The 23,727-nt window shown below is 69.4% G+C and carries 20 protein-coding genes; 10 read left to right on the top strand and 10 right to left on the bottom strand.

What is annotated here, in order from left to right; translation table 11 throughout:
* Window positions 1-2 precede the first annotated feature (2 nt).
* The 4 genes from E3O46_RS13110 to E3O46_RS13095 form a co-directional block, all read right to left on the bottom strand.
* Window positions 3-2,999 (bottom strand): FtsK/SpoIIIE family DNA translocase, encoded by a 2,997-nt coding sequence (locus E3O46_RS13110; protein ID WP_134559741.1) that lies wholly within the window; start codon window positions 2,997-2,999, stop codon window positions 3-5.
* 89 nt (window positions 3,000-3,088) lie between these two features.
* Window positions 3,089-4,765, bottom strand: coding sequence for a ribonuclease J (locus E3O46_RS13105; protein ID WP_134559743.1), 1,677 nt, complete (start codon window positions 4,763-4,765; stop codon window positions 3,089-3,091).
* 28 nt (window positions 4,766-4,793) lie between these two features.
* Entirely contained in the window at window positions 4,794-5,771 is a 978-nt protein-coding gene (gene dapA, locus E3O46_RS13100) for a 4-hydroxy-tetrahydrodipicolinate synthase (protein WP_134559745.1), read from the bottom strand.
* A gap of 48 nt (window positions 5,772-5,819) precedes the next feature.
* The gene (locus E3O46_RS13095) at window positions 5,820-7,028 is read right to left on the bottom strand and encodes a glycoside hydrolase family 26 protein (protein ID WP_241987418.1); all 1,209 of its coding nucleotides are present in this window, start codon (window positions 7,026-7,028) and stop codon (window positions 5,820-5,822) included.
* An 84-nt stretch (window positions 7,029-7,112) separates the two neighbouring features.
* On the opposite strand from E3O46_RS13095, the gene E3O46_RS13090 reads away from it, so the two are divergent.
* From E3O46_RS13090 to E3O46_RS13055, 8 genes are all read left to right on the top strand, one after another.
* The gene (locus tag E3O46_RS13090; RefSeq protein ID WP_134559749.1) at window positions 7,113-7,601 is read left to right on the top strand and encodes a TlpA family protein disulfide reductase; all 489 of its coding nucleotides are present in this window, start codon (window positions 7,113-7,115) and stop codon (window positions 7,599-7,601) included.
* Entirely contained in the window at window positions 7,591-8,106 is a 516-nt protein-coding gene (locus E3O46_RS13085; protein ID WP_134561835.1) for a DUF4395 domain-containing protein, read from the top strand. Before E3O46_RS13090 ends, E3O46_RS13085 begins: the two co-directional genes overlap by 11 nt.
* A 99-nt stretch (window positions 8,107-8,205) precedes the next feature.
* The gene (locus E3O46_RS13080) at window positions 8,206-8,631 is read left to right on the top strand and encodes an OsmC family peroxiredoxin (RefSeq protein WP_134446935.1); all 426 of its coding nucleotides are present in this window, start codon (window positions 8,206-8,208) and stop codon (window positions 8,629-8,631) included.
* Window positions 8,632-8,646: 15 nt separating this feature from the next.
* The gene (locus E3O46_RS13075; protein ID WP_134559753.1) at window positions 8,647-9,537 is read left to right on the top strand and encodes a TIGR01777 family oxidoreductase; all 891 of its coding nucleotides are present in this window, start codon (window positions 8,647-8,649) and stop codon (window positions 9,535-9,537) included.
* A gap of 207 nt (window positions 9,538-9,744) precedes the next feature.
* The gene (locus E3O46_RS13070; protein WP_241987417.1) at window positions 9,745-12,282 is read left to right on the top strand and encodes an OpgC family protein; all 2,538 of its coding nucleotides are present in this window, start codon (window positions 9,745-9,747) and stop codon (window positions 12,280-12,282) included.
* A 28-nt stretch (window positions 12,283-12,310) separates the two neighbouring features.
* The gene (locus E3O46_RS13065; protein ID WP_134561834.1) at window positions 12,311-14,266 is read left to right on the top strand and encodes a glycosyltransferase; all 1,956 of its coding nucleotides are present in this window, start codon (window positions 12,311-12,313) and stop codon (window positions 14,264-14,266) included.
* Entirely contained in the window at window positions 14,263-14,595 is a 333-nt protein-coding gene (locus E3O46_RS13060; RefSeq protein ID WP_134559758.1) for an STAS domain-containing protein, read from the top strand. The genes E3O46_RS13065 and E3O46_RS13060 overlap by 4 nt, the downstream gene beginning before the upstream one ends.
* A complete protein-coding gene (locus tag E3O46_RS13055; RefSeq protein ID WP_166788320.1) occupies window positions 14,588-15,004 on the top strand; it encodes an ATP-binding protein in 417 nt (138 codons plus the stop codon). The genes E3O46_RS13060 and E3O46_RS13055 overlap by 8 nt, the downstream gene beginning before the upstream one ends.
* A gap of 28 nt (window positions 15,005-15,032) precedes the next feature.
* Here E3O46_RS13055 and E3O46_RS13050 read toward each other — a convergent pair whose 3' ends face one another.
* Window positions 15,033-15,476, bottom strand: coding sequence for a tetratricopeptide repeat protein (locus E3O46_RS13050; protein WP_134559762.1), 444 nt, complete (start codon window positions 15,474-15,476; stop codon window positions 15,033-15,035).
* A complete protein-coding gene (gene dapB / locus E3O46_RS13045; protein WP_134446930.1) occupies window positions 15,473-16,306 on the bottom strand; it encodes a 4-hydroxy-tetrahydrodipicolinate reductase in 834 nt (277 codons plus the stop codon). The genes E3O46_RS13050 and dapB overlap by 4 nt, the downstream gene beginning before the upstream one ends.
* 108 nt (window positions 16,307-16,414) lie before the next feature.
* On the opposite strand from dapB, the gene E3O46_RS13040 reads away from it, so the two are divergent.
* Window positions 16,415-16,936, top strand: coding sequence for a GNAT family N-acetyltransferase (locus E3O46_RS13040; protein WP_134559764.1), 522 nt, complete (start codon window positions 16,415-16,417; stop codon window positions 16,934-16,936).
* Window positions 16,937-16,978: 42 nt separating this feature from the next.
* On the opposite strand, the gene E3O46_RS13035 is transcribed toward E3O46_RS13040, so the two are convergent.
* The 3 genes from E3O46_RS13035 to E3O46_RS13025 all read right to left on the bottom strand — a co-directional run bounded on the left by E3O46_RS13035 (window position 16,979) and on the right by E3O46_RS13025 (window position 20,158).
* Complete coding sequence (locus tag E3O46_RS13035; protein ID WP_134446926.1) at window positions 16,979-17,581, bottom strand: histidine phosphatase family protein; 603 nt, start codon at window positions 17,579-17,581, stop codon at window positions 16,979-16,981.
* Window positions 17,582-17,650: 69 nt separating this feature from the next.
* Entirely contained in the window at window positions 17,651-19,006 is a 1,356-nt protein-coding gene (locus E3O46_RS13030; RefSeq protein ID WP_134446924.1) for a M16 family metallopeptidase, read from the bottom strand.
* 81 nt (window positions 19,007-19,087) lie between these two features.
* Window positions 19,088-20,158 (bottom strand): aldo/keto reductase, encoded by a 1,071-nt coding sequence (locus E3O46_RS13025; protein ID WP_134446922.1) that lies wholly within the window; start codon window positions 20,156-20,158, stop codon window positions 19,088-19,090.
* A 228-nt stretch (window positions 20,159-20,386) separates the two neighbouring features.
* Between E3O46_RS13025 and E3O46_RS13020 the strand changes: the two genes are divergently transcribed.
* Window positions 20,387-22,024, top strand: coding sequence for a peptide chain release factor 3 (locus E3O46_RS13020; protein ID WP_134446920.1), 1,638 nt, complete (start codon window positions 20,387-20,389; stop codon window positions 22,022-22,024).
* Window positions 22,025-22,060: 36 nt separating this feature from the next.
* Here the strand turns inward: E3O46_RS13020 and E3O46_RS13015 are convergent, their stop codons facing one another.
* The gene (locus E3O46_RS13015) at window positions 22,061-23,500 is read right to left on the bottom strand and encodes an HNH endonuclease signature motif containing protein (RefSeq protein ID WP_166791078.1); all 1,440 of its coding nucleotides are present in this window, start codon (window positions 23,498-23,500) and stop codon (window positions 22,061-22,063) included.
* Between the last annotated feature and the right edge of the window lie 227 nt (window positions 23,501-23,727).

Raw genomic sequence — 23,727 nt, 5'->3', positions numbered from 1 at the left:
GATCAGTCCCTGCCGGTGAGGTTCCAGGCATCCTCGTCTGCTGACGACGCCTCTTCCTCAGGGTAGCCCTCGCTCATTTTCGCGACCGGGTCGCCGGCGTAGCGGGGGTCGGGCTGGGAATCGCGGCGGGCATCCGCCTCGTGGGCGGCGTTGGCCTGGCGGGCCGCCGTTGCGGCGTGGTGCTCGTCGTCGGAGCCGCGGAGCAGGGCGAGCACGCTCGGGAGCTGTTCGACGGTGACGAGCACGTCGCGGGCCTTCGACCCCTCGGACGGGCCGACGATCTCGCGGGACTCGAGCAGGTCCATCAGCCGGCCGGCCTTGGCGAAGCCGACGCGCAGCTTGCGCTGCAGCATCGAGGTCGAGCCGAACTGGGTCGACACGACGAGTTCGGCGGCGGCGAGGAGCACCTCGAGGTCGTCTCCGATGTCGGAGTCGATCTCCTTGCGCGGCGCCTCCATCGAGACGTCCGGCCGGTAGTCGGGGCGGGCCTGCTGGGTGACGTGCTTGACGACCCGTTCGATCTCCGCCTCGCTGACCCAGGCGCCCTGCACGCGGATGGCCTTGGATGCGCCCATCGGCAGGAAGAGCGCGTCGCCCTGGCCGATGAGCTTGTCCGCGCCCGGCTGGTCGAGGATGACCCGGGAGTCGGTGACGCTCGTCACCGCGAACGCGAGGCGGGACGGCACGTTGGCCTTGATCAGGCCGGTGACGACGTCGACGCTCGGACGCTGGGTGGCGAGCACGAGGTGGATGCCGGAGGCACGGGCGAGCTGCGTGATCCGCACGATCGAGTCTTCGACGTCGCGCGGGGCGACCATCATCAGGTCGGCGAGCTCGTCGACGACGACGAGCAGGTACGGGTACGGCTTGAGGGTGCGGGCGCTCCCGGCCGGAAGCACGATCTCGTTGCCGACGACGGCCTTGTTGAAGTCGTCGATGTGGCGGAAGCCGAAGCTGGCCAGGTCGTCGTAGCGCATGTCCATCTCTTTGACGACCCACTGCAGCGCTTCGGCGGCCTTCTTCGGGCTCGTGATGATGGGCGTGATGAGGTGGGGCACGCCGGCGTATGCGGCGAGTTCGACCCGCTTCGGGTCGATCAGCACCATGCGCACGTCGCTCGGCTGGGCGCGCATCAACAGGCTCGTGATCATCGAGTTCACGAAGCTCGACTTACCGGAACCGGTCGAACCGGCGACGAGCAGGTGGGGCATCTTGGCGAGGTTGGCCACGACGAATCCGCCGCCGACGTCCTTGCCGACGCCGATGGTCATCGGGTGGGTGCTGTTCGTGGCCGCCGCCGAGCGGAGCACGTCGCCGAGGGTGACGATCTCGCGGTCGGTGTTCGGGATCTCGATGCCGATCGCGCTCTTGCCGGGGATCGGCGAGAGGATGCGCACCTCGTTGGACGCGACCGCGTACGAGAGGTTCTTGCTGAGGGCGGTGACCCGTTCGACCTTGACGCCGGGGCCGAGTTCGATCTCGTACTGGGTCACGGTCGGGCCGCGGGAGAACCCGGTCACCCGGGCGTCGACCTGGAACTGGGTGAGCACCTCGGTGATCGACGTGACGATGACGTCGTTCGCCGCCGAGCGCGCCTTCGCGGGAGGTCCGGCGGTCAGGGTCGTGTTCGACGGCAGCTCGTACGGCACGGCCGGGTGATCGCCGGTGTCCGGGTGCAGCGGATGCCCGTCCTCGCCGGGCACCGCACCGGTCGCCCCTGCGGCACCCAGGCCGTCGAGTCCCGGAAGCACCTCGGTGAGTCCCGCCGCCGCGGCCGAGCCTGGGCCGCCGGTCGCCTCGTCGTCGTGCAGGCCGAAGTCCGAGCCGCGCGGCACATCGATCTCGCCGGTGAAACGCTTGATGGCGTCCTCGGCGCGGAGCAGGTCCTCGAGTACCTCTGTGCCGTAGTGGTCGCCGCCGGAACCGCCGCCGGACAGCCCGACCGAGAACGGCGTGGCCGGTGTCGGCACCGGGGACCCGTCCGCGGGCGCGATGGCGCTGTCGAAGCCGCCTCGGCCGTCGCCGCCGAGAAGGGTGCTGAGGGGATCGTCGCCGGCCCCGGACGGGCCGTCGCCCGCCTTCGAACCGTGAGCGCCGGCATCCGACACGAGGGCGCCACCGAAGTCAGGGTCTTCCTCGCGCTTGCTGTTGTTGCGACGCCACCAGGGCAGGGCGCTGTTGCCGTCCGGCTCGCCGTCGAGACCGTCGAGTTCGACCTGGGCGGTCTTCTCGGCGCGCTCGATCTTCGCGGTCTTCGCCGCCGCGCGCTCGTCCTCCGTGGAGAGCTCCGCGCCGAACAGCCAGGCGTAGAGCTCGCGCGAACGCTGGCCGATCCGGTTCGGCGGGGTCTTCGTGATGATCAGCAGGCTCAGGGCGAGCAGCAGGATGATGATGGCGGTGGCGCCGATGGCTGTCGTGAGGGCGATCAGCGGGGCTGCGATCATCCAGCCGATCACGCCGCCGGAGAGGGCGAGCACGTTCATGCCCTGGGTGGGCGTCGGCTGGCCGCCGTAGACGTGGCAGAGCCCCGAGACGGAGACGAGCAGCAGGCTCAGGCCGATGCCGATGCGCCCGTTGTCGTGCACAGAACTGGGCTTGCGGAACAGCCAGATCGCGAAGACGAAGAGGATCACCGGCAGGGCGAACGCGACCCGGCCGAAGAGCCCGCCGAAGGTCCAGGCGTCGAAGTTGCGGGCGATCGCGTTGTCGATCAGGAACCATTCCACGACCGCGCCGGCAACGGCGAGCAGCACGAGGAAGAACGGCAGGCCGTCGCGGCGTTCCTCTTTGGAGAGCTTTTCCGGGCCGAGTGCGCGAGCGGCGGCGCCGGCGACATGGGCGAGGGCGAGCCAGGAGCGCACGAAGAGGCCGGGTTCGGCCTCCGCTGCGGCGAACTTGACCGTCTTCTGTGCTGTGGTGCGGGCAGCCGGCTTGCGCGCGGGCGTACCGCGGGCCGGCGTGGTGCGGGCGCGCCCGGTCGACTTAGTGCTCGTGGCCATGAAGTCCACGGTACCGCCGAGCCACCGATTCCGCGTGAGCCCACGCGGTCCTGGTCGTGGCGCCGCACACGCGAGCGCCTCCGGCGACCCTAGGCCTCGATGACGAGCGGCACGATCATCGGGCGGCGGCGGAACGTGACGTTGACCCACCGGCCGACCGTGCGGCGCACGATCTGCTGCAGCGCGTGCGGGTCGCGGACCCCGTTCTCGGCGGCCTCGCCGAGGGCGGCGCGAATCTTGGGCAGCACCGCATCGAAGACAGAGTCGTCCTCCGCGAAGCCCTTCGCGTGGATCTCCGGGCCGACGATGACGTTGCCGGTCTTGGCGTCGACGACGATGATGATCGAGATGAAGCCCTCCTCTGCGAGGGTGCGCCGGTCCTTGAGGTCGGCCTCGGTGATCTCGCCGACGGTGGAGCCGTCGACGTAGACGTAGCCGAGGTCGAGCTGGCCGACCTTCCGCACGACGCCGTCCTTGAGGTCGAGCACGGTGCCGTCTTCGGCGAGGATGACGTTCTCCGGCGGCACCCCGGTCTCGGCGGCGAGCTTCGCGTTGGCGACGAGGTGCCGGTATTCGCCGTGCACCGGGAGCACGTTCTTGGGCTTCAGGATGTTGTAGCAGTAGGTGAGCTCGCCCGCGGCGGCGTGGCCGGAGACGTGGACCTTTGCGTTGCCCTTGTGCACGACGTTGGCACCGAGCTTGGTCAGGCCGTCGATGATGCGGTAGACCGCGTTCTCGTTGCCGGGGATGAGTGAGCTCGCGAGGATCACGGTGTCGCCGGGGCCGACCTCGACCTGGTGGTCCTGGTTGACCATCCGCGCGAGCACGGCCATCGGTTCGCCCTGGGAGCCGGTCGACATGTAGACGATCTTGTCGTCGGGGATGCTGCCGGCCTTCTTGAAGTCGACGAGCACCCCTTCCGGCACGGTCAGGTAGCCGAGATCGGCTGCGATGGTCATGTTGCGCACCATGGAGCGGCCGAGCAGGGCGACCCGGCGTCCGTTGGCGTGCGCGGCGTCGAGCACCTGCTGCACCCGGTGCACGTGGCTGGAGAAGCTCGCGACGATGACGCGGCGCGGAGCCCGGGCGATGACGTCGTCGAGGACGGGACCGATCAGCCGCTCCGAGGCGGTGAAGCCGGGGACATCCGCGTTGGTGGAGTCGACGAGGAAGAGGTCGACTCCCTCAGTGCCGAGCCTGGCGAACTCGCGCAGGTCGGTCAGCCGGTGGTCGAGAGGGAGCTGGTCCATCTTGAAGTCGCCGGTGTGCAGCACGGTGCCGCCCGCGGTCTTGATCGCGACGGCGAGGGCATCCGGGATGGAGTGGTTGACCGCGACGAACTCGAGGTTGAACGGGCCGAGCCGCTCGGTCTGCCCCTCGGCGACCTGGAGCGTGTACGGCACGATCCGGTGTTCCTTGAGCTTGGCTTCGATGAACGCGAGGGTGAGCCCCGAACCGATCAGGGGGATGTCCGCCCGCAGCTTGAGCAGGTACGGTACGGCGCCGATGTGGTCCTCGTGCCCGTGCGTCAGCACCACGCCGAGAATGTCGTCGAGGCGGTCCCTGATCGGGCTGAAGTCGGGCAGGATCAGGTCGACGCCCGGCTGGTGCTCCTCGGGGAAGAGCACGCCGCAGTCGACGATCAGGATCTTGCCGTCGATCTCGAACGACGTCATGTTCCGGCCGATCTCGCCGAGGCCGCCGATCGGGATGATCCGGAGCGTTCCCGGTTCGAGTGTGGCCGGTTCGTAGACGTCGATGGGCATGGGCCCTCCTCGTGGTTCGGTGTGCTGACTAGCGGGTGGTTCCGGCGATCTTGGGCAGGGCCCCGCCGGCGGCGGCGTTGCGGTCCGGGCGGAAGTTGGAGAAGTCCACACCGGGGATGTTCTTGACGAGGTCGATCTCGTCCTCGATCTCGGCGGCTTCCCATTCCTCCGGGCCGACGAGGGGCAGCCGCACGCGGGGGCTCGTGATGCGCCCGAGGCCGTGCAGGATGTACTTGGCGGCGACGGTTCCGGGCACGTGGGTCATCACGGCGCGCACGAGCGGCTCGAGCTGCTTGTGTGCGGCGGTTGCGGTCTTGAGGTCGCCGGCGTTGACCGCGTCGACCATCTGCCGGTACGGGGTCGCCGCGATGTTCGCGGTCACGCCGATCAGTCCGGTCGCGCCGATCGACAGGTGCGGGAGCACGTTGGGGTCGTCGCCGGAGAAGTAGAGCAGGTCGGTCTGGTTGAGCACGCGGCTCACCTGGGCGAGGTCGCCCTTGGCGTCCTTGACGGCGAGGATGTTGGGGTGCTTCGCGGCGCGCAGCAGAGTCTCGTATGCGATCGCGACGCCGGTGCGGCCGGGGATGTCGTAGAGGATCACCGGCAGGTCGGTCGCGTCGGCGATCATGCGGAAGTGGGTGAGGATGCCGGCCTGTGTGGGCTTGTTGTAGTACGGGGTGACGATCATGTTGCCGTCGGCGCCGGCCTTCTCGCTCTGCCTGGCCAGCTGCATCGCGTGCGCGGTCTCGTTCGAGCCACCGCCCATGATGATCTTCGCGCGGCCGGCCGCGACGTCCTTGCCGACCTCGACGAGGCGCAATTTCTCCGCGTCGGTGAGGGTCGAGGTCTCCCCCGTTGTTCCGGTCACGACGATGCCGTCTGCTCCGGCCGTGATCACGTCGTCGATGTGCTTCGCCACGCCCGCCCAGTCGACCTCACCGTCGGCGGTGAAGGGGGTTACCAGGGCGACGAGGACCTGGCCGAACGGATTCTCAGACATAGACACGTGGACAGGCTATCGCCTTGCCGGCGTCCGGCGGCAGTCCCGGCCGCGTTAACCGGCCTTCTGGGCGCACGACTCGTCGGGATGCCCGAAGATCAGCCAGCCCGGAAGATCGCTGAGGAAGGCCGACCGTACCGCGGCGCTGCGGGCGAGGGTCCAGTCGACGCGCGCCCCGATCTCGGTCTCGTATTTCTCCCACTCGAACCAGTTGATCATGTGCAGCCTGGGGAACCTCGTCGCCGTGTCGGCCGAGAACACCTGGCGCCACCACGCCCGCTTGATCGCCAGTTCCTGGGCCGGATCTCCCCCGGACACCACGAGCGCCGCGGTTTCCGGGATCGCGACGGGTTTGCCGTGCCCCTCGCCGTAGACGCCGTAGAAGTCGGGCGTGGCGGTCTCGTCGCCGGCGAGCCCTGCGTAGGTTCCGGTGAGCTGGGCGGCGAACTTGCCGGGCTCCGGCACTTCGTCCTCGCCCCAGGGGTATGCGGATCCCCAGTGGTACAGGGACATGCCGACCCAGTCCACCACGTCGTCTCCGGGGTAGTACGGCAGGTAGGGGTCGTCCCTGATGGTGAGCGTGCCGTCGCCGTCTGTGTCCAGGGCGGTGAAATCGGGCGTGCCGGGCTTCGCCGCGTACACTCCACCGGCGAAGGGATAGCCGCCGCCGTAGTTCGGCGCCCACATCATCGCCGAACCAGGGGCGTCGCGTTTCACGGCGTCCGCGACCCTGCGGAACGCCGCGACATACTCCGTCGGCTGCTGGCCCCACTCGTACCAGGACCCGTTCATTTCGTGGGCGAAGCGCACGACGACGGGTACGCCGCGGTTGTTGAGTCCGCCGAGCAGGGCGCCGAGGTTGTCGGCAACGGCAGGGGTGATGGCGGCGAGACCCGCGCGAGGTTCGAGGGTGAGCAGGAGTTCGCCGCCGTTGGCGAGCACCTGGCCCGCTGCGGCCCCGACGTTGGCGCGGTCGTCCGCACTCATCGGCAGGCCGGAGAAGGAGACGGCGACCGCGGGACGGAGGCCGCTACCGCTGAATTCGGCGAGGGTCTCGGCGCCCCAGTCCAGGTTGACCCCGAACAGAACCCCCGTGTGTGGAACCAGGTCGGCCGTCGATGTGACCGCGCACGAGACCGTCGGAGACGCGGAGCCCGGTGCCGCTGTGCAGCCGGCGAGGAGCGCTACGACGCTGACGACTGCGCCGACAGCGGCGGAATGGCGGAGCGCGCGGGAGGGACGCGCCCGGGAATTGCGAGGCACGGGTCCCACCCTAACGGGGGGTGCCGTCCGTAATCTCTCGTCACACGAAGATTCCTCGCTCGAGTCCCGCGTAACGTCGACCCCATGAACCCCTTCGGCGCCGCACTCGTCGTGGTCGCCCTCGTCGCGGTCGCGACCGTGCTCGGCCTCGTCTACCGCTCGCGCCAGGGGTTGTTCCGCGACGTCGCCGACACCGAAACGACCGTGCTGACCCCTGCGGATGTCGGCAGCCAGGTCCCCTTCGGCCCCGCGGCCACCCTCGTGCAGTTCTCCACGGAGTTCTGCAGCCGCTGCCCCGGCACCCACCGACTCCTCAGCCAGATCGCCGATGGCCGTCCCGGCGTTGCCCACGTCGACGTCGACCTCACGCACCGGGCCGACCTCGCGAACCGCTTCGGTGTGCTGCAGACCCCGACGACGCTCATCCTCGACGGCGCGGGTCGCGTGCACGCCCGCGTCGGCGGCGCGCCGCACCGGGCGGATGTCCTCCGTCACCTCGACCATCTCGCCGGGCCCGAATCGGCGAACCCCCTCACCGCGTCACACCTGCCAGGGAGCCCCCATGCCCAGTGATTCCTCCGAGAACCGCGCAACCACGCCGAGCCCCGCCGCTCCGCCCCGTCGCGCGCCCGTCGACCCCCGAGGCCCGCGGTTCAGCGCCGCCATCACGGCCGTGCTCCTGCTCGTCGTGATCTTCCTCTCCCTGACCGGGGCATCCGTCGCCGCTCTCGTGTTGCTCGCCGCGATCGCGGCGCTCTTCGCCTGGGGAGCATTCGCAGGCGTCGGCCGGCACCCGTACGGCCTGCTGTTCAAGCGATTCGTACGTCCCCGCCTTGCACCGCCCGCCGAACTCGAAGACGCCGCTCCGCCGACCTTCGCCCAGGGGGTCGGCCTGTTCGTGACCGTCATCGGCGTCGTGCTCGGACTGTTCGGTCTCGCCCCCGCAGTCGGGATCGCCGCCGGTTTCGCGTTCATCGCGGCGTTCCTGAACTCGGTCTTCGACTACTGCCTCGGCTGCCAGCTCTACCTCCTGCTCGTGCGCGCCCGGATCCTCGGTCGCTCCCCCGCCGCGGCCTGACGCGCGTGGACCGGGCTCCCTGTCAACTCCCAGACTGAGCCTGTCCCTCTGAGTGGATGCCCGGTTAGGCTGGGGCTTTCACACCCAGGAGGTAACACCATGGCACTGACCAGCGAAGCGTCAACCGTCTGGACCGGAGACCTCAAGTCCGGCCATGGCACCGTCTCACTCGACTCCTCCCACGCCGGCGAGTTCCCGGTGACCTGGAAGGCACGGAGTGTCGGGAGCCCGAACACCACCAACCCGGAAGAGCTCCTCGGCGCCGCGCACGCCGCGTGCTTCTCGATGGCCCTCGCGAACGGGCTCGGCGCGGCCGGGCACACGCCGGAGAACATCCAGACCACCGCTGCCGTGACCTTCGAGGCCGGAGTCGGCATCGTCGGCAGCCACCTGCTCGTCAGCGCGAGCGTGCCCGGCCTCACCGAGGAACAGTTCGCGGCATTCGCCGAGGATGCGAAGGCGAACTGCCCGGTGTCGAAGGCCCTCGCCGGGATCCCGATCACGATCGAAGCGGAACTGGCCTAGGCGCAGGAGCGCCCGATGCGCGTACTGATCGCCGGAGCCTCCGGGCTCATCGGAACCGAACTCGTCCGCCAGCTCGGCGAAGCCGGGCACACCGTCGCCCGGCTCGTGCGCCATCCGGCCACCGGGCCGGACGAGGTGACCTGGAACCCCGCCGTCTTCGACATCGACCCTGCAGCCCTCGACGGGGTCGACGCGGTCGTCAACCTCTCGGGGGCCTCGCTCGCCCGTCTGCCGTGGACGAACGGCTACCGGACCGAGATCCTGGCCTCCCGGACCCACGCGACCCGTACCCTCGTCGAGGCGATCAGGAGGACTCCCACCCCGCCGGCCGTGTTCCTGAGCGGCTCGGCTGTCGGCCTGTACGGCAACCGGCCCGGTGAGATCCTCACCGAACGGTCCGCTCCCGCCGACGATTTCCTCGCTGCCGTCGTCGAGGCCTGGGAGGCCGAGGCCCTGCGCACACCGGCGCCGACCCGGGTCGTCCTGCTCCGCACCGGGCTCGTGATCGCGCGCGGCGGGGCGTTGAAACCATTGCTCCCCCTCGTCAGGCTCGGCCTCGGCGGCCCGCTCGGCCGCGGCATCCAGCACTGGCCGTGGATCAGCCTGCACGACGAGGCCGCCGCGATCGTGCACCTGCTCGGCTCCACCCTCAGCGGCCCGGTCAACCTCGTCGGACCGGCCCCGGCCTCGGCGAACGACGTGATCCGGGCCGTCACGGTCGCCCTGCACCGCCCGTTCCTCCTGCCGGTGCCGGAGTTCGCGCTGACATTCGCGCTCCGTGACGCCGCCCGCCAGCTGCTCCTCGCCGACCAGCGGGTGAGCAGCGCCCTGCTGCAGGGCGACGGCTTCGTGTTCCGGCACGGCACGGTCGCCGAGGCCGTCGACGCGATGCTCGCCGAGGCGTGACCCGGCTGCGCGGCTCCACCGAGTGATGTCGCCGCCACGCCCCACCCTCATCCGGGGGTGATTTTGCCTCGTTTTCCGCTACGCTGAGGCACAGGTCGCACCATCGTCGAGGGAGGCCGTCAGGCCAGACGTCGGGGGTAGCAGGTGCAGGTTTCCAGAGCACGCGGCTCCCGATCCCGTGTTCGACGGGTGGCCGCAGTGCTTGCCGTGGTTCTGGCGCTGGCGCTTCCCCTTGCCATGCCGGCAACGGCCGCACGGGCCACCCCCACAACCTCGGCCACCGCCACCGCTACGGCCACGGAATCGGCAACGGCAACGGCGGAACCTGCGCCGACGCCCGCCGTGACGGTGACGCCGGCGCCCGCGACGGACGGCGCTCCCGTCAGCCTCGAGCCGACCGCCGGAGCGTACTTCGGGTCGATCCTCGACTGGAGCGGTGACAGCGCCACCGAGCAGGCGTCCCGCCTCGGCTCCCCGAGCGCTTTCTACGAGCACTCCGTCTCGATGCCGATGTCCGATGCCGACACGAGCTACAGCGCCCAATTCCTGCAGAAGACGAACGGTGCCGGCTCCCTCCCGTTACTCACCATCCGACCGACGACGAGCCTTCTGGCGATCACTGCGGATGCCGCGACCCGGCTGGTCGACGGCATCGCGGCCGCGCGGGGCACCGGCACCGCCCCGCTGTACCTGCGCTTCGCCCCCGACATGAACAGCACCTGGGTGTCCTGGGGACAGCAGCCCTCCGCATACCGCCAGGCCTTCGCCGCCGTCGCCGACGTCGTGCACCGCCGTCTGCCCGGGGCCGTGATGGTGTGGTCGCCGAACTGGGGAGGCGGGTATCCGTTCACCGGGACCCGGGCCGCGGACACCGACACGCTCCGCGAGCTCGACACCAACCGGGACGGCTCCGTCGACGGCGGCGACGACGCGTACGCCCCCTACTATCCCGGCGCCGTCGCCGACTGGGTGGGGCTCTCGGTGTACCACGACGACACCGCGGGAGGCGACGCCCGCAACACCGTTCCGCGCGACGGCGAGCTGCTCGCCCGCCTCGGCTCCCCCGCCGCAGACGCCGCAGGCGACGACGACTTCTTCGGCCGGTATTCGACGGCGACCGGCACGCCGTTCCTCCTGGAGACCGCGGCGTTCTACAGTCCCTCAGCGGGCGGCCCCGGCGAACTCGCGATCAAGCAGAACTGGTGGCGCCAGGTCTTCGCCGCCGTCGCCGACCCGCGATACGCCACGCTCAAGGCCGTGCTCTGGCAGGACACCACGGCGAACCGTGCGGTCGTCGGCGGGACCTTCGTCGACTGGAGCGTGACACTCGGCGACAGCACCCGGGCCGCCTTCGCTGCCGACCTTGCCGCAAGCGACCTCACGCTCGGCCCGCTGTTCGCGCCGACGACGACGAACGAGGCCGGGGCATCCGCCACCGGACCGGGGGTGACCATCGGCGGCTGGTGGGCCTGGCTCGTGGCCGTGCTCGTGATCGCCGCAGTCACGCTGCTTTTCGCGCTCGCGGTCGCGCGGCGCGGCCGGTCGGCGCTGAGCTATGACGGCCCGGCCGACCGGGACCTGCGCATCGACCTGATGCGCGGCCTCGCGATCGTGTTCGTCGTGGTCAACCACATCGGCCTGGTCTCCCTGTTCCAGGAGATCACCCAGGAGGCCATCGGAATCGTCTCCGGCGCCGAGCTGTTCGTGTTGTTCGCCGGCGTCGTGCTCGGCATGGTCTACCGGCCCAAGATCGCCATGAGCGGCATCGGCGAGGTGGTCATCCGAACCAGCCGGCGCGCCTGGAAGCTGTACTACACCGCCCTCGCCGTAGTGATCCTGATCTTCGCGGTGAGCCTGCTGCCCTTCGTCAACGCCGGCTACCTCACGACGTTCACCGACCAGGGCACCGGGGCGCGAGGCAGTTCGGCGTCGGGCCACGTCTACGACCTCTATGCCAACGCCGGGCAACTGCTGACCTACCCGGTGAACCCGCACATCCTCCTCGACCTGGCACTCCTCCGGCTCGGGCCGTGGCAGTTCAACGTGATGGGCCTGTACGTCGTGCTGCTCCTGGTCTGCCCGCTCGTGCTGTGGGCGTTGTCGAAGCGGTGGTGGGTGCCGGTGCTCGCGCTCAGCTGGGGCTTGTACGTGTTCAACGCGCTCGCGGGGGTGCGTCTGTTCCCCTCCGAGTTCGAGGACTCGTTCCCGCTCCTGACCTGGCAGGTGCTCTTCGTCACGGGAATCGTGGCCGGGTACCACCGTGTCGCCCTGCTCCGCTGGTTCGCCTCGCGGTGGGGCCTCGTGGCCGCTGCGGTGATCGTGCTGCTCGCGACAGCGTTGATGTTGTTTTCCTGGAGCAACCCGTATCTCCCCAGCGCCTTCTCCGTTCGCCTCGGACTCGTTCCTGACGCGCTCTTCCGCTCGATCTACGGCGCATTCTTCGGGCGCACCAACCTCGAGCCCGGTCGTCTCCTCAACGTGATGCTCGTGGTCGTCAGCCTCTACGCCCTGGTCAGCGCATACTGGCGTCCGATCCGGCGCGCCCTCGGCTGGTTCCTGATCCCGCTCGGGCAGGCCACCCTCTACGTCTTCATCATGCACGTGTTCTTCGCCCTGATCGCCGCCAACATCCCGGCGCTCCAGGACGGGAACGTGTGGCTGAACACCGGCGCATACGTCGTCATCCTGGCGCTGCTCTGGGTGATGGTCAGGACGAAATTCCTGTTCCGGATCGTGCCGCGATGAATCGTGCCGCGATGAGAGGGGTGCTCCGATGAGCCGGATGCTGGCACTGCGGATCGTGGTCGTGCTCACGCTCGCGCTCGGTATCAACTACGTGGCGTGGCGCTGGATGTTCTCGCTCAACTGGGACGCGTGGTGGATCGCCGTCGCCCTCGTCGCCGCCGAAACGTACAGCCTGATCGACGTCAGCCTCTTCGGCATGATGATGTGGCGCGCGTACACCCGCCCGGCACCGCCGGCGCCTCCCGCGGACGCGACCGTCGACGTGCTGATCGCCACGTACAACGAGCCGATCGACCTCGTGATGACGACGGCACTCGCCGCGCGGGAGATCACCTTCCCCCATCGCACCTGGGTGCTCGACGACGGCGCCCGGCCGGAGCTCGCAGCGGCGGCGGCGGCAGCCGGCATCGACTACCTCTCGCGGGGAACCGAATGGATCGACCGGCCGCGCCACGCGAAGGCCGGGAACGTCAACAACGCGCTGATGGAGACCCAGGGCGAATTCCTGCTCATCCTCGACGCCGACCAGATCCCCCGGCCGGAGATCCTCGACCACACCCTCGGTTACTTCACCGACGACAAGGTCGCGCTCGTGCAAACCCCGCAGGTTTTCAGCAACGTCACTGTCGAGGACCCGCTCGGCAGCCAGGCGCCCCTGTTCTACGGCCCGATCCAGCAGGGCAAGGACGGCTGGAATGCCGCCTTCTTCTGCGGATCGAACGCCGTGCTGCGCCGCGAGGCCCTGATGCACCTCGGCATTCTCGGGTACGTGCGCGAGGTGGAGGGTTCCGTGCGCACCGCGCTCCGCGACGCGAGCCGTGTGGTGCGGGGCGCCCGCCGGCATCCGGCCGCCCGCAACCCCGCGGTCGCGCACGCCCTCACGGAAGTCTCCCACGCGATCAGGCAGGCGCGTGCCGCGATCCGGCGCGACGAGCCGCTCGCCGAAGTCACGTTCGTGCTGCACGAGCGGGTGGATGCCGCGGCCGCCGGCATTGTGGTCGGCGAGGTGACGTCGCTCGCGGACGACCTGCGCGAGATCAGCGAATTGGCCGGCACACCCGAATCGCCGTACCTGCTCGACATCGATGAGACGGTCGCGAGGCTCGCCACCCGCGAGCTCTCACCGTTCAAGGCCCTCGAGGCCGTACGCTCCGCCCTCGACACGATCGCGATCGACCGCGGCCACGAGGCCCAGCCGGTGATGCCGCTCGCGACCATCTCGGTCACCGAGGACATGGCCACGTCGATGCGGCTGCACGGCCTCGGCTGGAAGAGCGTCTACCACAACGAGCTGCTCGCGGACGGGCTCGCCCCCGAAGACGTGGGCACGATGCTCACCCAGCGGCTGCGCTGGGGCCAGGGCACCATGCAGGTCTTCCTCAGGGAGAACCCGCTGCTGCAGTGGAAGATGAGCCTGCCACAGCGCCTGATGTACTTCGCCACGATGTGGAGCTACCTCTCCGGTTATGCGGCGGTCATCTATTTCGCGGCGCCGATCGTGTTCCTCGTCTTCGGGATCCTGCCGGTGTCCACCAATGCCTGGGACTTCTTCCTGAGGTTCATCCCGTTCATGATCGCCAACCAGCTCCTGTTCTTCGTGGCCGCGCGGGGTATCCCCACCTGGCGGGGCCAGCAGTACAGCCTCGCCCTGTTCCCGGTGTGGATCGACGCCTGCACCACCGCCTTCAACAACGTCGTGCTCGGCATCCCGCTCAACTTCGCCGTGACGCCGAAGACAAGGCAGGCTCACACCGGACAGCAGTGGCACCTGATCAAGCCGCAGATCACGGTGATGGTGATGCTCGTCGTCGCGATCATCGTCGGTTGTGTGCGCCTGTTCGTCAACGGCGCCGAACCGATCGGCACCGGGGTCAACATCGGCTGGGCCGTCTACGACCTCGTCGTCCTGAGCGTGTTGTTCAAGGCGGCCACCTACCAAGGCTTCACCCCTGAGGCCGCACCAGAGGAGCACCCAGAGCAATGAATTTCCGGACTGAAACGATAGCCGGCAACGTGGCGGCCATTCGCGCGGACGGCCGACTCAACATGGTCTCCGCGCCGCTGTTGCGCGAGGTGGTGTCCGCAGCGATCGCCGCGGGGACGGTGCGGATCGTCGTCGACCTGAGCGGGGTCGACTTCATGGATTCGTCAGGGCTCGGAGCCCTCATCGGCGGCCTGAAGGTCGCCCGGCAGGCCGGCGGGGACCTCCGCATCGCCGGTGCGACGCCGCAGGTCGCGCTCGTGTTCGAGCTGACCCATCTCGACCGCATCCTGCAGAACCACGCGACCGCAGAGACCGCATACCGTGACTGATTCCGACACCACCCTGGCGCTCAGCACTCCGCCCGACGATATCGACACCGTGCAGGACTTCGTCCAGCGCGTGCTTGAGCCCCACTCCGACATCGTCGACATCGACCGGTTCGCGTTCGAGACGGCCCTCGTCGAGCTGGCGTCGAACGTCATCCAGCACGCCGCCGCGGGAACCGGCATCACCTGCGTGCTGTCGATCCACGCCGACGACCACGAGCTCAGCGCCCGGATCAGCGACACCGGAACGGCCGGAGCGGTAACGCTGAGCGGACCTGTGCTCCCCGACGACCTCGCGGAGTCGGGCAGGGGGCTCGCGCTCATCCAGATGCTCGTCGATTCCGTGCACTTCGAACGGGTCGGAGACCGCAACGTCTGGACCATCTCCCGCGCCAGGCATCCGCTGCCCTGACGAATCAGACGGAGTCTTCAGGCGAGAGTCAGGCTGCGGCGCGCTCGAGCGTGATCGCTGTGCGGATGGCGCCGCGGGCGCGTTTCCGGTCCCCGGCGGCGTCGTACGCGAGGCCCAGCCGGAACCAGGCCTTCCAGTCCTCCGGTGCCGCGTCGACCGCGTCGCGGTACTGCGGGAAGTCCGCGTCGGCCGCGTCCCTGACCGGGCGGCCGCTCGCGCGGATCGGCAGGGTCTCGACCGGGAGTTCTCCGCTCGCCTCGAGCAGGCGAACGAGCCTGGCCGAGCGGGATCCGAAGGTGACCTCGAGCACGAGCGCCCAGATCCCGATCAGGGGCAGAACCAGCAGCGCCACGCCGATCGCGATGCCGACGGGTGCGCCACTCTGCAGGAAGAGCACCGCCCGCCACCCGACGAGCACCAGGTAGAAGGCGAGCAGGATCGCCATCATGCCGGCGCCGATGCGGCCCTTCATTCGAAGATCTCGGAGTCGGCGTCGATCTCGGGGACGCTGTCGAGGTCGGGCTCCGCTGCGATCGCGACGATCGCCGCCGGCGGGGTGGGGGGCGCGCCGAGGCCGAGGTCGACGACCTGGTCGAGGCCGACGGTCACGCCGACGGCAGTGCGGGCAGCGTCGAGGGCGAGCAGAATGCCGCGCCGGTACGCGTTGGCGGACAGCGTGTTATGGGAGATCGTGACCGTCTCCCCCGCGCCGCCGAAGATGACGTCCTGCCGGGCGAGCACGCCGTCGAGGCGCAGGCTGTGCACGGGCACGCTCGACACCTGCTGCCCGCGTGCTCGCTGGTCGTTGTGCGGTGCAGACACCGGGCCGAGCTCCGTGCGTGCGAGACCGATGAGCTCGGCGGTGCGGACCGCAGTCCCCGAGGGAGAGTCGACCTTGGCGGCCTGGTGCGTTTCGACGATCTCGATCGAGTCGAAGAGCCGGGCGAGCATGGCCGAGACGGCGGTCGCGACGACGGAACCGATCGAGAAGTTCGGCACGATCACGACGCCGGTGTCACTCCGGCCGCGGATCCGGCGCTCGAGCGTCGTGATGCGGGACTGGGACCAGCCGGAGGTGCCGACGAGCACCCGGATGCCGTTGTCGACGGCGAAGTCGACGACGCTCTGGCTCACGCCGGGCAGGGTGACGTCGACGACGACATCCGCCCCGAGCATGTCGGACAGCGGGCTGCGCGAGTCGAGGCCGGCGTGCAACTCGTACCCGTCGGTCTCCTCGACGAGCCCGCTGATCAGTCGGCCCATCGTGCCCGTAACGCCGACGATGGCCACCCGTGTTGTCATACGACTAATCTACCAAGCGGCAATCCGGCAATCCGGCATCCGGCATACGGGCCCCGCACGACCCGGCGCGAACTGGGCTCACCGGGTTCCCCGACGTAGCCTTGTGGCATGCCAGCCACCCCGAAAGCACCCGGCCCCGTCTTCCGCGAGGTATCCGTGACGGATGCCGGTTCCCTCGCCCTCCTGACGGCCTACTTCAGCGATCGGCAGTCGAGCTTCCCCGTCGAGCAGGGTGCCTACCGAACGACCTTCCCGGTGGCCGGGGACTTCCTGCCGCCGAACGGTGTCTTCCTGCTCGTCGGCGAACCCAGCGGGAACCCGGAGCAGGCCTGGGTCGGGTGCGGCGGCATCCGTCGGATCGGGGACACCCCGGGCGGCGGCGCCCGCTACGAGGTCAAGCACCTCTGGCTGCAGCCGGGCACACGCGGGAGGGGCTGGGGCCGGGCCTTGCTCGCCGAACTCGAGCGGCGGGCGCGATTGTTCGGCGCCGCCGAGCTCGTGCTCGACACGAACGCGAGCCTGCGGGCCGCCGGAGCGCTCTACCGGAGCGCCGGCTTTGCGGATTGCCCGCCGTACAACGACAACCCGAACGCCACCAACTGGTACCGGAAGGGCCTCGCTCGCGACTAGTACAGAGCCCCGCTCGCGCCTGAGAGAGAGTCTCGCTCGCGCCTAGTACAGCAGCGGGTCAGGCAGTCCGGTGCGCATCTCCACGGGCAGGTGCCCGGTGTCGTTGTGGGTGACGAGCGTCCACGGGCGGCCCGGCTTCTGCAACAGCACGGTGAGGCCGCAGTTGGCCTGGTTGATGCTGATCCAGCGCCAGTCCGGAGCACCCAGCACTGCGCGCACGAACCAGCCGATGACGAAGTTGTGCGTGATCAGCAGTTCGTGGCGCTCGCCTCTGCGGGGCTGCAGGAATTCGGCGACGGCGTCGTCCATCTGCGCACGGCCGGCTTCGATCTCCTCCTCGGTGACGGCACCGAAGAACGGGGCGTATGCCGCGGGCGTCTCCGGCGCCATGCCGGTCGGGATGCAGTCGAACAGCAGCGGGGAGGGAACCGGGGTGAGCGAGGGCAGCCGCCCGGCGACGATCTCTGCGGTCTCGGCCGCGCGCTGCAGGGGCGAGTGCCAGGCGTCGGTGAACGGCACGCCGCCGAGGCGTTCCGCGATCAGCTGCGCCTGCCGTTTGCCGCGCGCCGAGAGCGGCCCGTCGGGCAGGCCGTGTTCGGCATCCTGTTGCTCGCCGTGACGAACCAGGTAGATGTAGTGGGGCAACGGGTTCTCTTTCGGTTCGGGGCGTTCGGCCGGACGGCCGGGCGGTACAGGGCCAGGTGACCCGTTGGATCAGGGCCGGACGCCTGGAGGCACGATTCCCGCGAAGACGTCGTCGTCGAGCGCGCCGACGGCGGCGATGGACAGCGGGCCGGCCGCGAGGTCGACGGCGAGGGCCTGCACGTCGTCCGCGGTGACCAGGGCGAGCCGGCGCAGCGCCTCATCGAGGTCGACGAACTCACCGAGGGTGATCTCGGCGCGGCCGAGCCGGGACATCCGGGTGTCGGAGTCTTCGAGGGCCAGCGAGGAGGCACCGGAGAGCTGCCCGTTGGCGCGTTTCATCTCGTCCGCGGTGACACCGTGTTCGGCGAGCCGGTGCAGTTCGCTCAGGAGAAGCTCGGCGACCTGGCCCGCCTTCGCCGGGGTGCAGCCGGCGTACATGCCGAAGAGGCCCGCGTCGGAGTAGCCGGGGGCGAAGGAATAGACGGAGTACGCGAGCCCGCGCTTCTCGCGCACCTCCTGGAAGAGCCTCGACGACATGCCGCCGCCGAAGATGGAGGTCAGAACGCTCATCGTGACGCGGCGATCGTCGGTCGCGAGGAGTCCGGGGAACCCGAGCAGCAGGTTCGCCTGCTCGAGCGGGCGGCGCACGACTGTGACCGCGCTGCCCTGGTGGATCTCGGCGGGTCGCCCGTTGCGACGCCCGACGGGGGCGGCGTGTTCGCCCAGGTCCCAGCCTGCGGAGTAGAGCGCCCGGGTCACGTCTGCGACGAGCACGTCGTGGTCCACGGCGCCCGCGACCGTGACGACGAGGTCCTGCGGGCGGTAGTTGGCGCGGTAGTGCGCGAGCACGGCCTCCGGGGTGGCCGCCCTGATCGTGTCGGGGTTGCCGCCGATCGGGCGTCCGAGCGGATGCTTGCCCATCACGGCCTCGAAGAAGCGCTCGTTCGCAACGTCCGCCGGGTCATCGTCAGCCATGGCGAGTTCCTCGAGGATCACGCCGCGTTCGGTCTCGAATTCGACCGGGTCGATTGTGGACGAGGTGAGCATGTCGGTGAGCACCTCGACGGCCATCGGCAGGTCGCGGTCGCGGACCTTCGCGTAGTAACAGGTGTATTCCTTCGCGGTCATCGCGTTGTGCTCGCCGCCGACGGAGTCGAAGGCAATCGCGATGTCGAGGGCGCTGCGCTTGGCCGTGCCCTTGAAGAGCAGGTGTTCGAGGAAGTGGGTGGAGCCGTAATGCCCGGGCGCTTCGTCGCGGGAACCGACGGCGACCCAGTAGCCGATCGTCAGGCTCCGGCTGCCGGGGACGTGCTCGCTGAGAATGCGCACACCGCTCGGGAGGACGGTCCGGCGCACGACGGATTCGCCGGCGGCTCGGAAGGACAACTCGGCGAGTGTGAGGGGAAATTCAACGGCGCTGTTCATGACACCACCACCCTACGTCACGGCACCGACGGCATCAGGGTGCCTCGCGGAACCGAATTCGAGCGGCGGGCGGCGTCGGCGTCAGCGGCCGGCAGCGAGCCCCGTCACCCGCTCGAGGTCGACCATGTCGCTGCGGGTGAGCCGGATTCCGGCGGCCGCGATGAGGGAATCCACCTGGTCGGGCTGGCTGGCCCCTGCGACGGGCGCCGTGACCCCGGCCTGCGCGAGGAGCCACGCGAGCGCGATCGATGCGGCCCCGGTGTCGTGGTCGGCCGCGATCCGGTCCACCACGCTGAGGACCCTCAGCCCGGGCCTGCTGAGGTGCTTCGCGGCGCGGGCATCCCTCGTCGTGCTGTGCAGGTCGGCCTTGGAGCGGTACCGGCCGGCCAGGAAGCCGTGCGCGAGGGAGAAGTAGGGCAGGACCGCGAGGCCCTGGGCCCGGGTGACGAGGGACAGCGAGGACTCGAAGCCTCTGCGCTGCAGCAGGCTGTACTCGGTCTGCAGGGCGACGAAGCGCGGCAGGCCGTTCGCGGCGAGGATGCGGGCCTCCATCAGGCGCTCCCCGGAGAAGTTCGAGGCGGCGAGGTACCGCACCTGGCCGCTGCGCATCAGCACGTCGACGGCGCCGAGGCTTTCCTCGAGCGGCACGGTCGGATCGTCGAAGTGGAAGTGCAGCAGGTCGATGTAGTCGGTGCCCAACCGGTCGAGGGACGCCTGGACCGCGCCGATGATACTCCGGGAGGACAGTCCGGGGTTGTCCCGGTTCTTGCCGATCTTGGTGGCGATCACGGTGCTGTCGCGCGCCTTGCGGGAACGCAGCCAGGAGCCGATGATCACTTCGCTCCGTCCGGAGGTGTAGCTGTCCGCGGTGTCGAGGAAGTTGCCGCCGAGTGCACGGTGCCGGTCGAGGATACGGTGGCTCGTCTCGCCGTCCGCGGTCCAGCCGAAGACGCTCGAGCCGAGGGCGACCGGGTGCACGGAGAGGTCTGTATCCGCGATGGTGCGCCGGGCGCCGACGAGAGGGAGGCGCCCGTCCGGCTGGACCGGGATCGAGACGGAGATCGGCGGCGGCCCCTGGAGCGGGTGCGCGGTCACGTGGGCAGAGGCCGGGTGAAGAGCACGCTCGGAATCCTGAATGCCTGACTGGATCATCCGTCACTCCTTACTGCTTACCGCGACTGCTGGGTGTGGCCCCAAAACTGAGAGTAACCCGCGAATCGGCGCACGGAAAGGACACGCCCGAACCGTTATCAAAACGGATGCTGGGCGTCTGCCGCGAGGTCGCCGCGCCACGCCGGATAGAGTTGTACGGGAACGATTCCGGTTACGGCCTTCTGAGCAGGCGTGAGCCCGAACGAATCAGCCGCGAAAGAAGGATCCATGACGCAGCCCACCACCGGCGTGCCGACGACCGGCGCACCCGCGACCGAGATCACCGCAGAGGCGCGCAGGCGGCGCACCTTCGCCGTGATCAGCCACCCCGACGCGGGAAAGTCGACCCTCACCGAGGCGCTCCTCCTGCACGCGCACGCCATCACGACGGCGGGCGCGACCCACGGCAAGGCCGGCCGCCGTGGGACCGTGAGCGACTGGATGGCGATGGAGCAGGCCCGTGGCATCTCGGTGACGAGCGCGGCAATCCAGTTCGAATACCGCGACAGCGTGATCAACCTCGTCGACACCCCCGGCCACGCCGACTTCTCCGAAGACACCTACCGGGTCCTGTCGGCCGTCGACGCCGCCGTGATGCTCGTCGACGCGAGCAAGGGCCTCGAGGTGCAGACCATGAAGCTCTTCGACGTCTGCCGTCAGCGCAACCTGCCCGTGATCACCGTGATCAACAAGTGGGACCGGCCCGGCCTCGACGCTCTCGCCCTGATGGACGAGATCCGCACCCGCACCGGACTGCTCCCGACACCCCTGACCTGGCCGGTCGGAGTGGCCGGCGACTTCCGCGGCGTCATCGACCGGTCGACCGAAGAGTTCATCCGCTTCACCCGCACGGCCGGCGGCGCGACCGCCGCAGACAGCGACCGGGTGCCGTTCGAGGTCGCCGCGACCGAGGAGGGCGAGGCCTGGGTCACCGCGACCGAAGAATCCGAACTGCTCGGCGAGGAAGGCCAGGACCACGACGAGGCCACGTTCCTCGCCAACCAGACCACCCCCGTGCTGTTCGCCGCGGCCGTGCTCAACTTCGGCGTGCAGCACATCCTCGACACCCTCGTGGACTTCGCCCCTGCCGCGGAGGCGCGTGTCGACGCGGCCGGCGGGCACCGCCCGGTCGCCTCACCGTTCTCCGGCTTCGTGTTCAAGGTGCAGTCGGGCATGAACGCCTCGCACCGGGACTACGTCGCCTTCGTGCGGGTCTGTTCGGGCCAGTTCCGTCGCGGAATGATCGTCACCCACGCCGCAAGTGGCCGGCCCTTCGCGACCAAGTACGCCCAGCACCTCTTCGGACGCGAACGCGAAGTGGCCGACGAAGCCTGGCCCGGCGACATCGTCGGGCTCGTCAACGCGTCGGCACTCCGGGTCGGCGACTCCATCTTCGAGAGCGAACCCGTCGAGTTCCCGCCGCTGCCGATGTTCGCGCCCGAGCACTTCCGTGCTGTGCGCTCCGCGGACAGCAGCAAGCACAAGCAGTTCCGGCGCGGCATCGACCAGCTCGACCACGAGGGCGTCATCCAGGTGCTCCGCAGCGACCTGCGCGGCGACCAGGCCCCGGTGCTCGGCGCCGTCGGCCCGATGCAGTTCGAGGTCGTCGAGGAACGCATGACGCACGACTTCGGCGCCGCGATCCGTTCGGAGTCGCTCCCCTACCAGATCGCCCGCCGCACCAACCGGGAGAGCGCCGAGATCCTCGGCCACGACCGGCAGGTCGAGGTGCTGATGCGCTCAGACGGGACACTCCTCGCCCTGTTCAGCACCCCGTGGCGGTTGCGCAACACGGTCCGCGACCACCCGGAGCTGATGCTCGAAGACCTCGCCGCCGGCGCCCTGGAGCCGGCGCCCTCGGCCTAGTCATCCCCCGGCCGCATCGTTCACCGGAAGCCTCGTTCAAAACGGGCTCGGGTCGTCGGTGTCGTCGGGTTCGGGGTCCAGGTTCCAGACATCCACGAACGGGACCGGTGGTTTCGGTTCGGGTTTGGGTTTCCGGGGTGGTCTCATGTCGGCGGAGGGTTCGACGATGTAGCTGTACCCGGCGGGTGAGGTCCATTCGATGCGGCCGTCGCCGAGGTGCCTGGGCGTCCACCGGGTGTAGCTCTTGACCGCGTGGTGATACGGGCAGAGGTGGGCGAGGTTCATCGCGTCGGTCTCCCCGCCGTGCTGCCACTCCGCACTGTGGTCGAGGTCTGATCGTTTGGCGGAGCGGCGGCACCCGGGGAAGGTGCAGGTTTCATCCCGTACCTCGAGCCACTTCTTCAAAGCCGCGGGCGGTTTGTAGGTGTCGCGTCCCATCGAGAGCACCACCCCGGTTTCCGGGTGGGTGAGGAGCCGGGTGAAGCTCGGCGCCCCGGCCGCGAGACGCCTCGCGGTGTCGGGGTCGATGGGTCCGTACCCGGCCAGGTACCCGGGCTCCTCGCTCTTCCCCAACAAGGTCAGCACCGGAACGGTCACGTTGACCTGCGCGGCCACCCCTTTGCCCAGTCCATCCGGGGTGACCCCGCCGATCAGGACGTCGGTGAGCACATCGGCCGCGATCTGGGTCAGGGTGCGTGACTCCTCCGGGCCCTGCAGGGTCAGGGCGGTGTCGAGGGTGCGGTGGTAGGCGGCCTGCACCTTCTCGGCATCCCCGGTCAGGTACAGCGACGCCATGCCGTCGTTGAGGGCCTGGAACACCACATGCCGGTCCTCGACGCTTTTCTGGTGCCTCGCGGTGATGGTTTCCGGGTGGGTGCGCTCCCGCACTCTTCGGGCCCGGTCGGCGAGCTTCGCCACGGTCAGCACTTCCGCGTCGGGCACGAGGACTTCCTCGAACACGGCCCGGGCCCGGGCGGACGCTTCCGGGTCATCATCGACTCGGATGCCCCAGGCCTGCTCCATGATCACCTGCGCGTGCCGGTAACTGATCACCCCGGAGGCCAGGGCGTCCCGGGTCACGGGGAGGTCCTCCGCGAGGATGCGGCTGGCTTCGATCAGGGTCTCCGCCGTCCGGCGCGGGAGCCGCAGCAGAGCGCCGACCTCGCAGGTGAATTCCTCTTTCGTGGCTTCCTCCGGCGACCACGGCGGGCGCGGCCCGCCGGCGCGTTCTGCGGCCTCCGCGCGGGCCCGCCCGACATCGGCGAGCACCCGCTGGGCGGTGTAGATCGCGGCGGCCCGGCGAGCGGTGGCCTGATTGATTTCCCGGTCCGCGTCCTTGATCGCGTCATAGAAATCGGCGAGGGGCGGCTTCACCAGGCTGAGGTGACGGGGGTTCAGGTACGGGTCGGGAGGGGTCCCGGGCGGGGGCTCCGCCGTGCTTTCCGAGCGAATTTCTGAGGGTTCTTCAGCTGTCATACCGGTCACTCTACGGAAGACCACCGACATTCCACCGGCATCCGCACGCCCATGAATCACCTGTGGACAACCTGGTCAAGGAGCATTTTTGTGGAGAACTTCTCTGACAGGCGCTAGCTGTACCCGGCCATGACGTTGGTGACACTTTCGGGCTTGTGAAGAAGGAGGACCTCCGGGCTTAGTGGAGGTATCTGAAATCTTCACAAGTCACGGAGGTCCTCATGGGT

It is taken from the genome of Cryobacterium glucosi (genome assembly GCF_004402235.1).
Lineage (GTDB): Bacteria > Actinomycetota > Actinomycetes > Actinomycetales > Microbacteriaceae > Cryobacterium > Cryobacterium glucosi.
The sequence above is the reverse complement of the archived record's forward strand: the minus strand, read 5'-3'. Positions and strand labels throughout refer to the sequence as shown.

Excerpts from the sequence above, each read along its gene's own strand:
- E3O46_RS13110 (WP_134559741.1), bottom strand. The coding sequence starts at position 2,999 with ATGGCCACGAGCACTAAGTCGACCGGGCGCGCCCGCACCACGCCGGCC.
- E3O46_RS13105 (WP_134559743.1), bottom strand. The coding sequence starts at position 4,765 with ATGCCCATCGACGTCTACGAACCGGCCACACTCGAACCGGGAACGCTC.
- E3O46_RS13090 (WP_134559749.1), top strand. The coding sequence starts at position 7,113 with ATGAACCCCTTCGGCGCCGCACTCGTCGTGGTCGCCCTCGTCGCGGTC.
- E3O46_RS13085 (WP_134561835.1), top strand. The coding sequence starts at position 7,591 with ATGCCCAGTGATTCCTCCGAGAACCGCGCAACCACGCCGAGCCCCGCC.
- E3O46_RS13080 (WP_134446935.1), top strand. The coding sequence starts at position 8,206 with ATGGCACTGACCAGCGAAGCGTCAACCGTCTGGACCGGAGACCTCAAG.
- E3O46_RS13075 (WP_134559753.1), top strand. The coding sequence starts at position 8,647 with ATGCGCGTACTGATCGCCGGAGCCTCCGGGCTCATCGGAACCGAACTC.
- E3O46_RS13065 (WP_134561834.1), top strand. The coding sequence starts at position 12,311 with ATGAGCCGGATGCTGGCACTGCGGATCGTGGTCGTGCTCACGCTCGCG.
- E3O46_RS13060 (WP_134559758.1), top strand. The coding sequence starts at position 14,263 with ATGAATTTCCGGACTGAAACGATAGCCGGCAACGTGGCGGCCATTCGC.
- E3O46_RS13050 (WP_134559762.1), bottom strand. The coding sequence starts at position 15,476 with ATGAAGGGCCGCATCGGCGCCGGCATGATGGCGATCCTGCTCGCCTTC.
- dapB (WP_134446930.1), bottom strand. The coding sequence starts at position 16,306 with ATGACAACACGGGTGGCCATCGTCGGCGTTACGGGCACGATGGGCCGA.
- E3O46_RS13040 (WP_134559764.1), top strand. The coding sequence starts at position 16,415 with ATGCCAGCCACCCCGAAAGCACCCGGCCCCGTCTTCCGCGAGGTATCC.
- E3O46_RS13030 (WP_134446924.1), bottom strand. The coding sequence starts at position 19,006 with ATGAACAGCGCCGTTGAATTTCCCCTCACACTCGCCGAGTTGTCCTTC.
- E3O46_RS13025 (WP_134446922.1), bottom strand. The coding sequence starts at position 20,158 with ATGATCCAGTCAGGCATTCAGGATTCCGAGCGTGCTCTTCACCCGGCC.
- E3O46_RS13020 (WP_134446920.1), top strand. The coding sequence starts at position 20,387 with ATGACGCAGCCCACCACCGGCGTGCCGACGACCGGCGCACCCGCGACC.
- E3O46_RS13015 (WP_166791078.1), bottom strand. The coding sequence starts at position 23,500 with ATGACAGCTGAAGAACCCTCAGAAATTCGCTCGGAAAGCACGGCGGAG.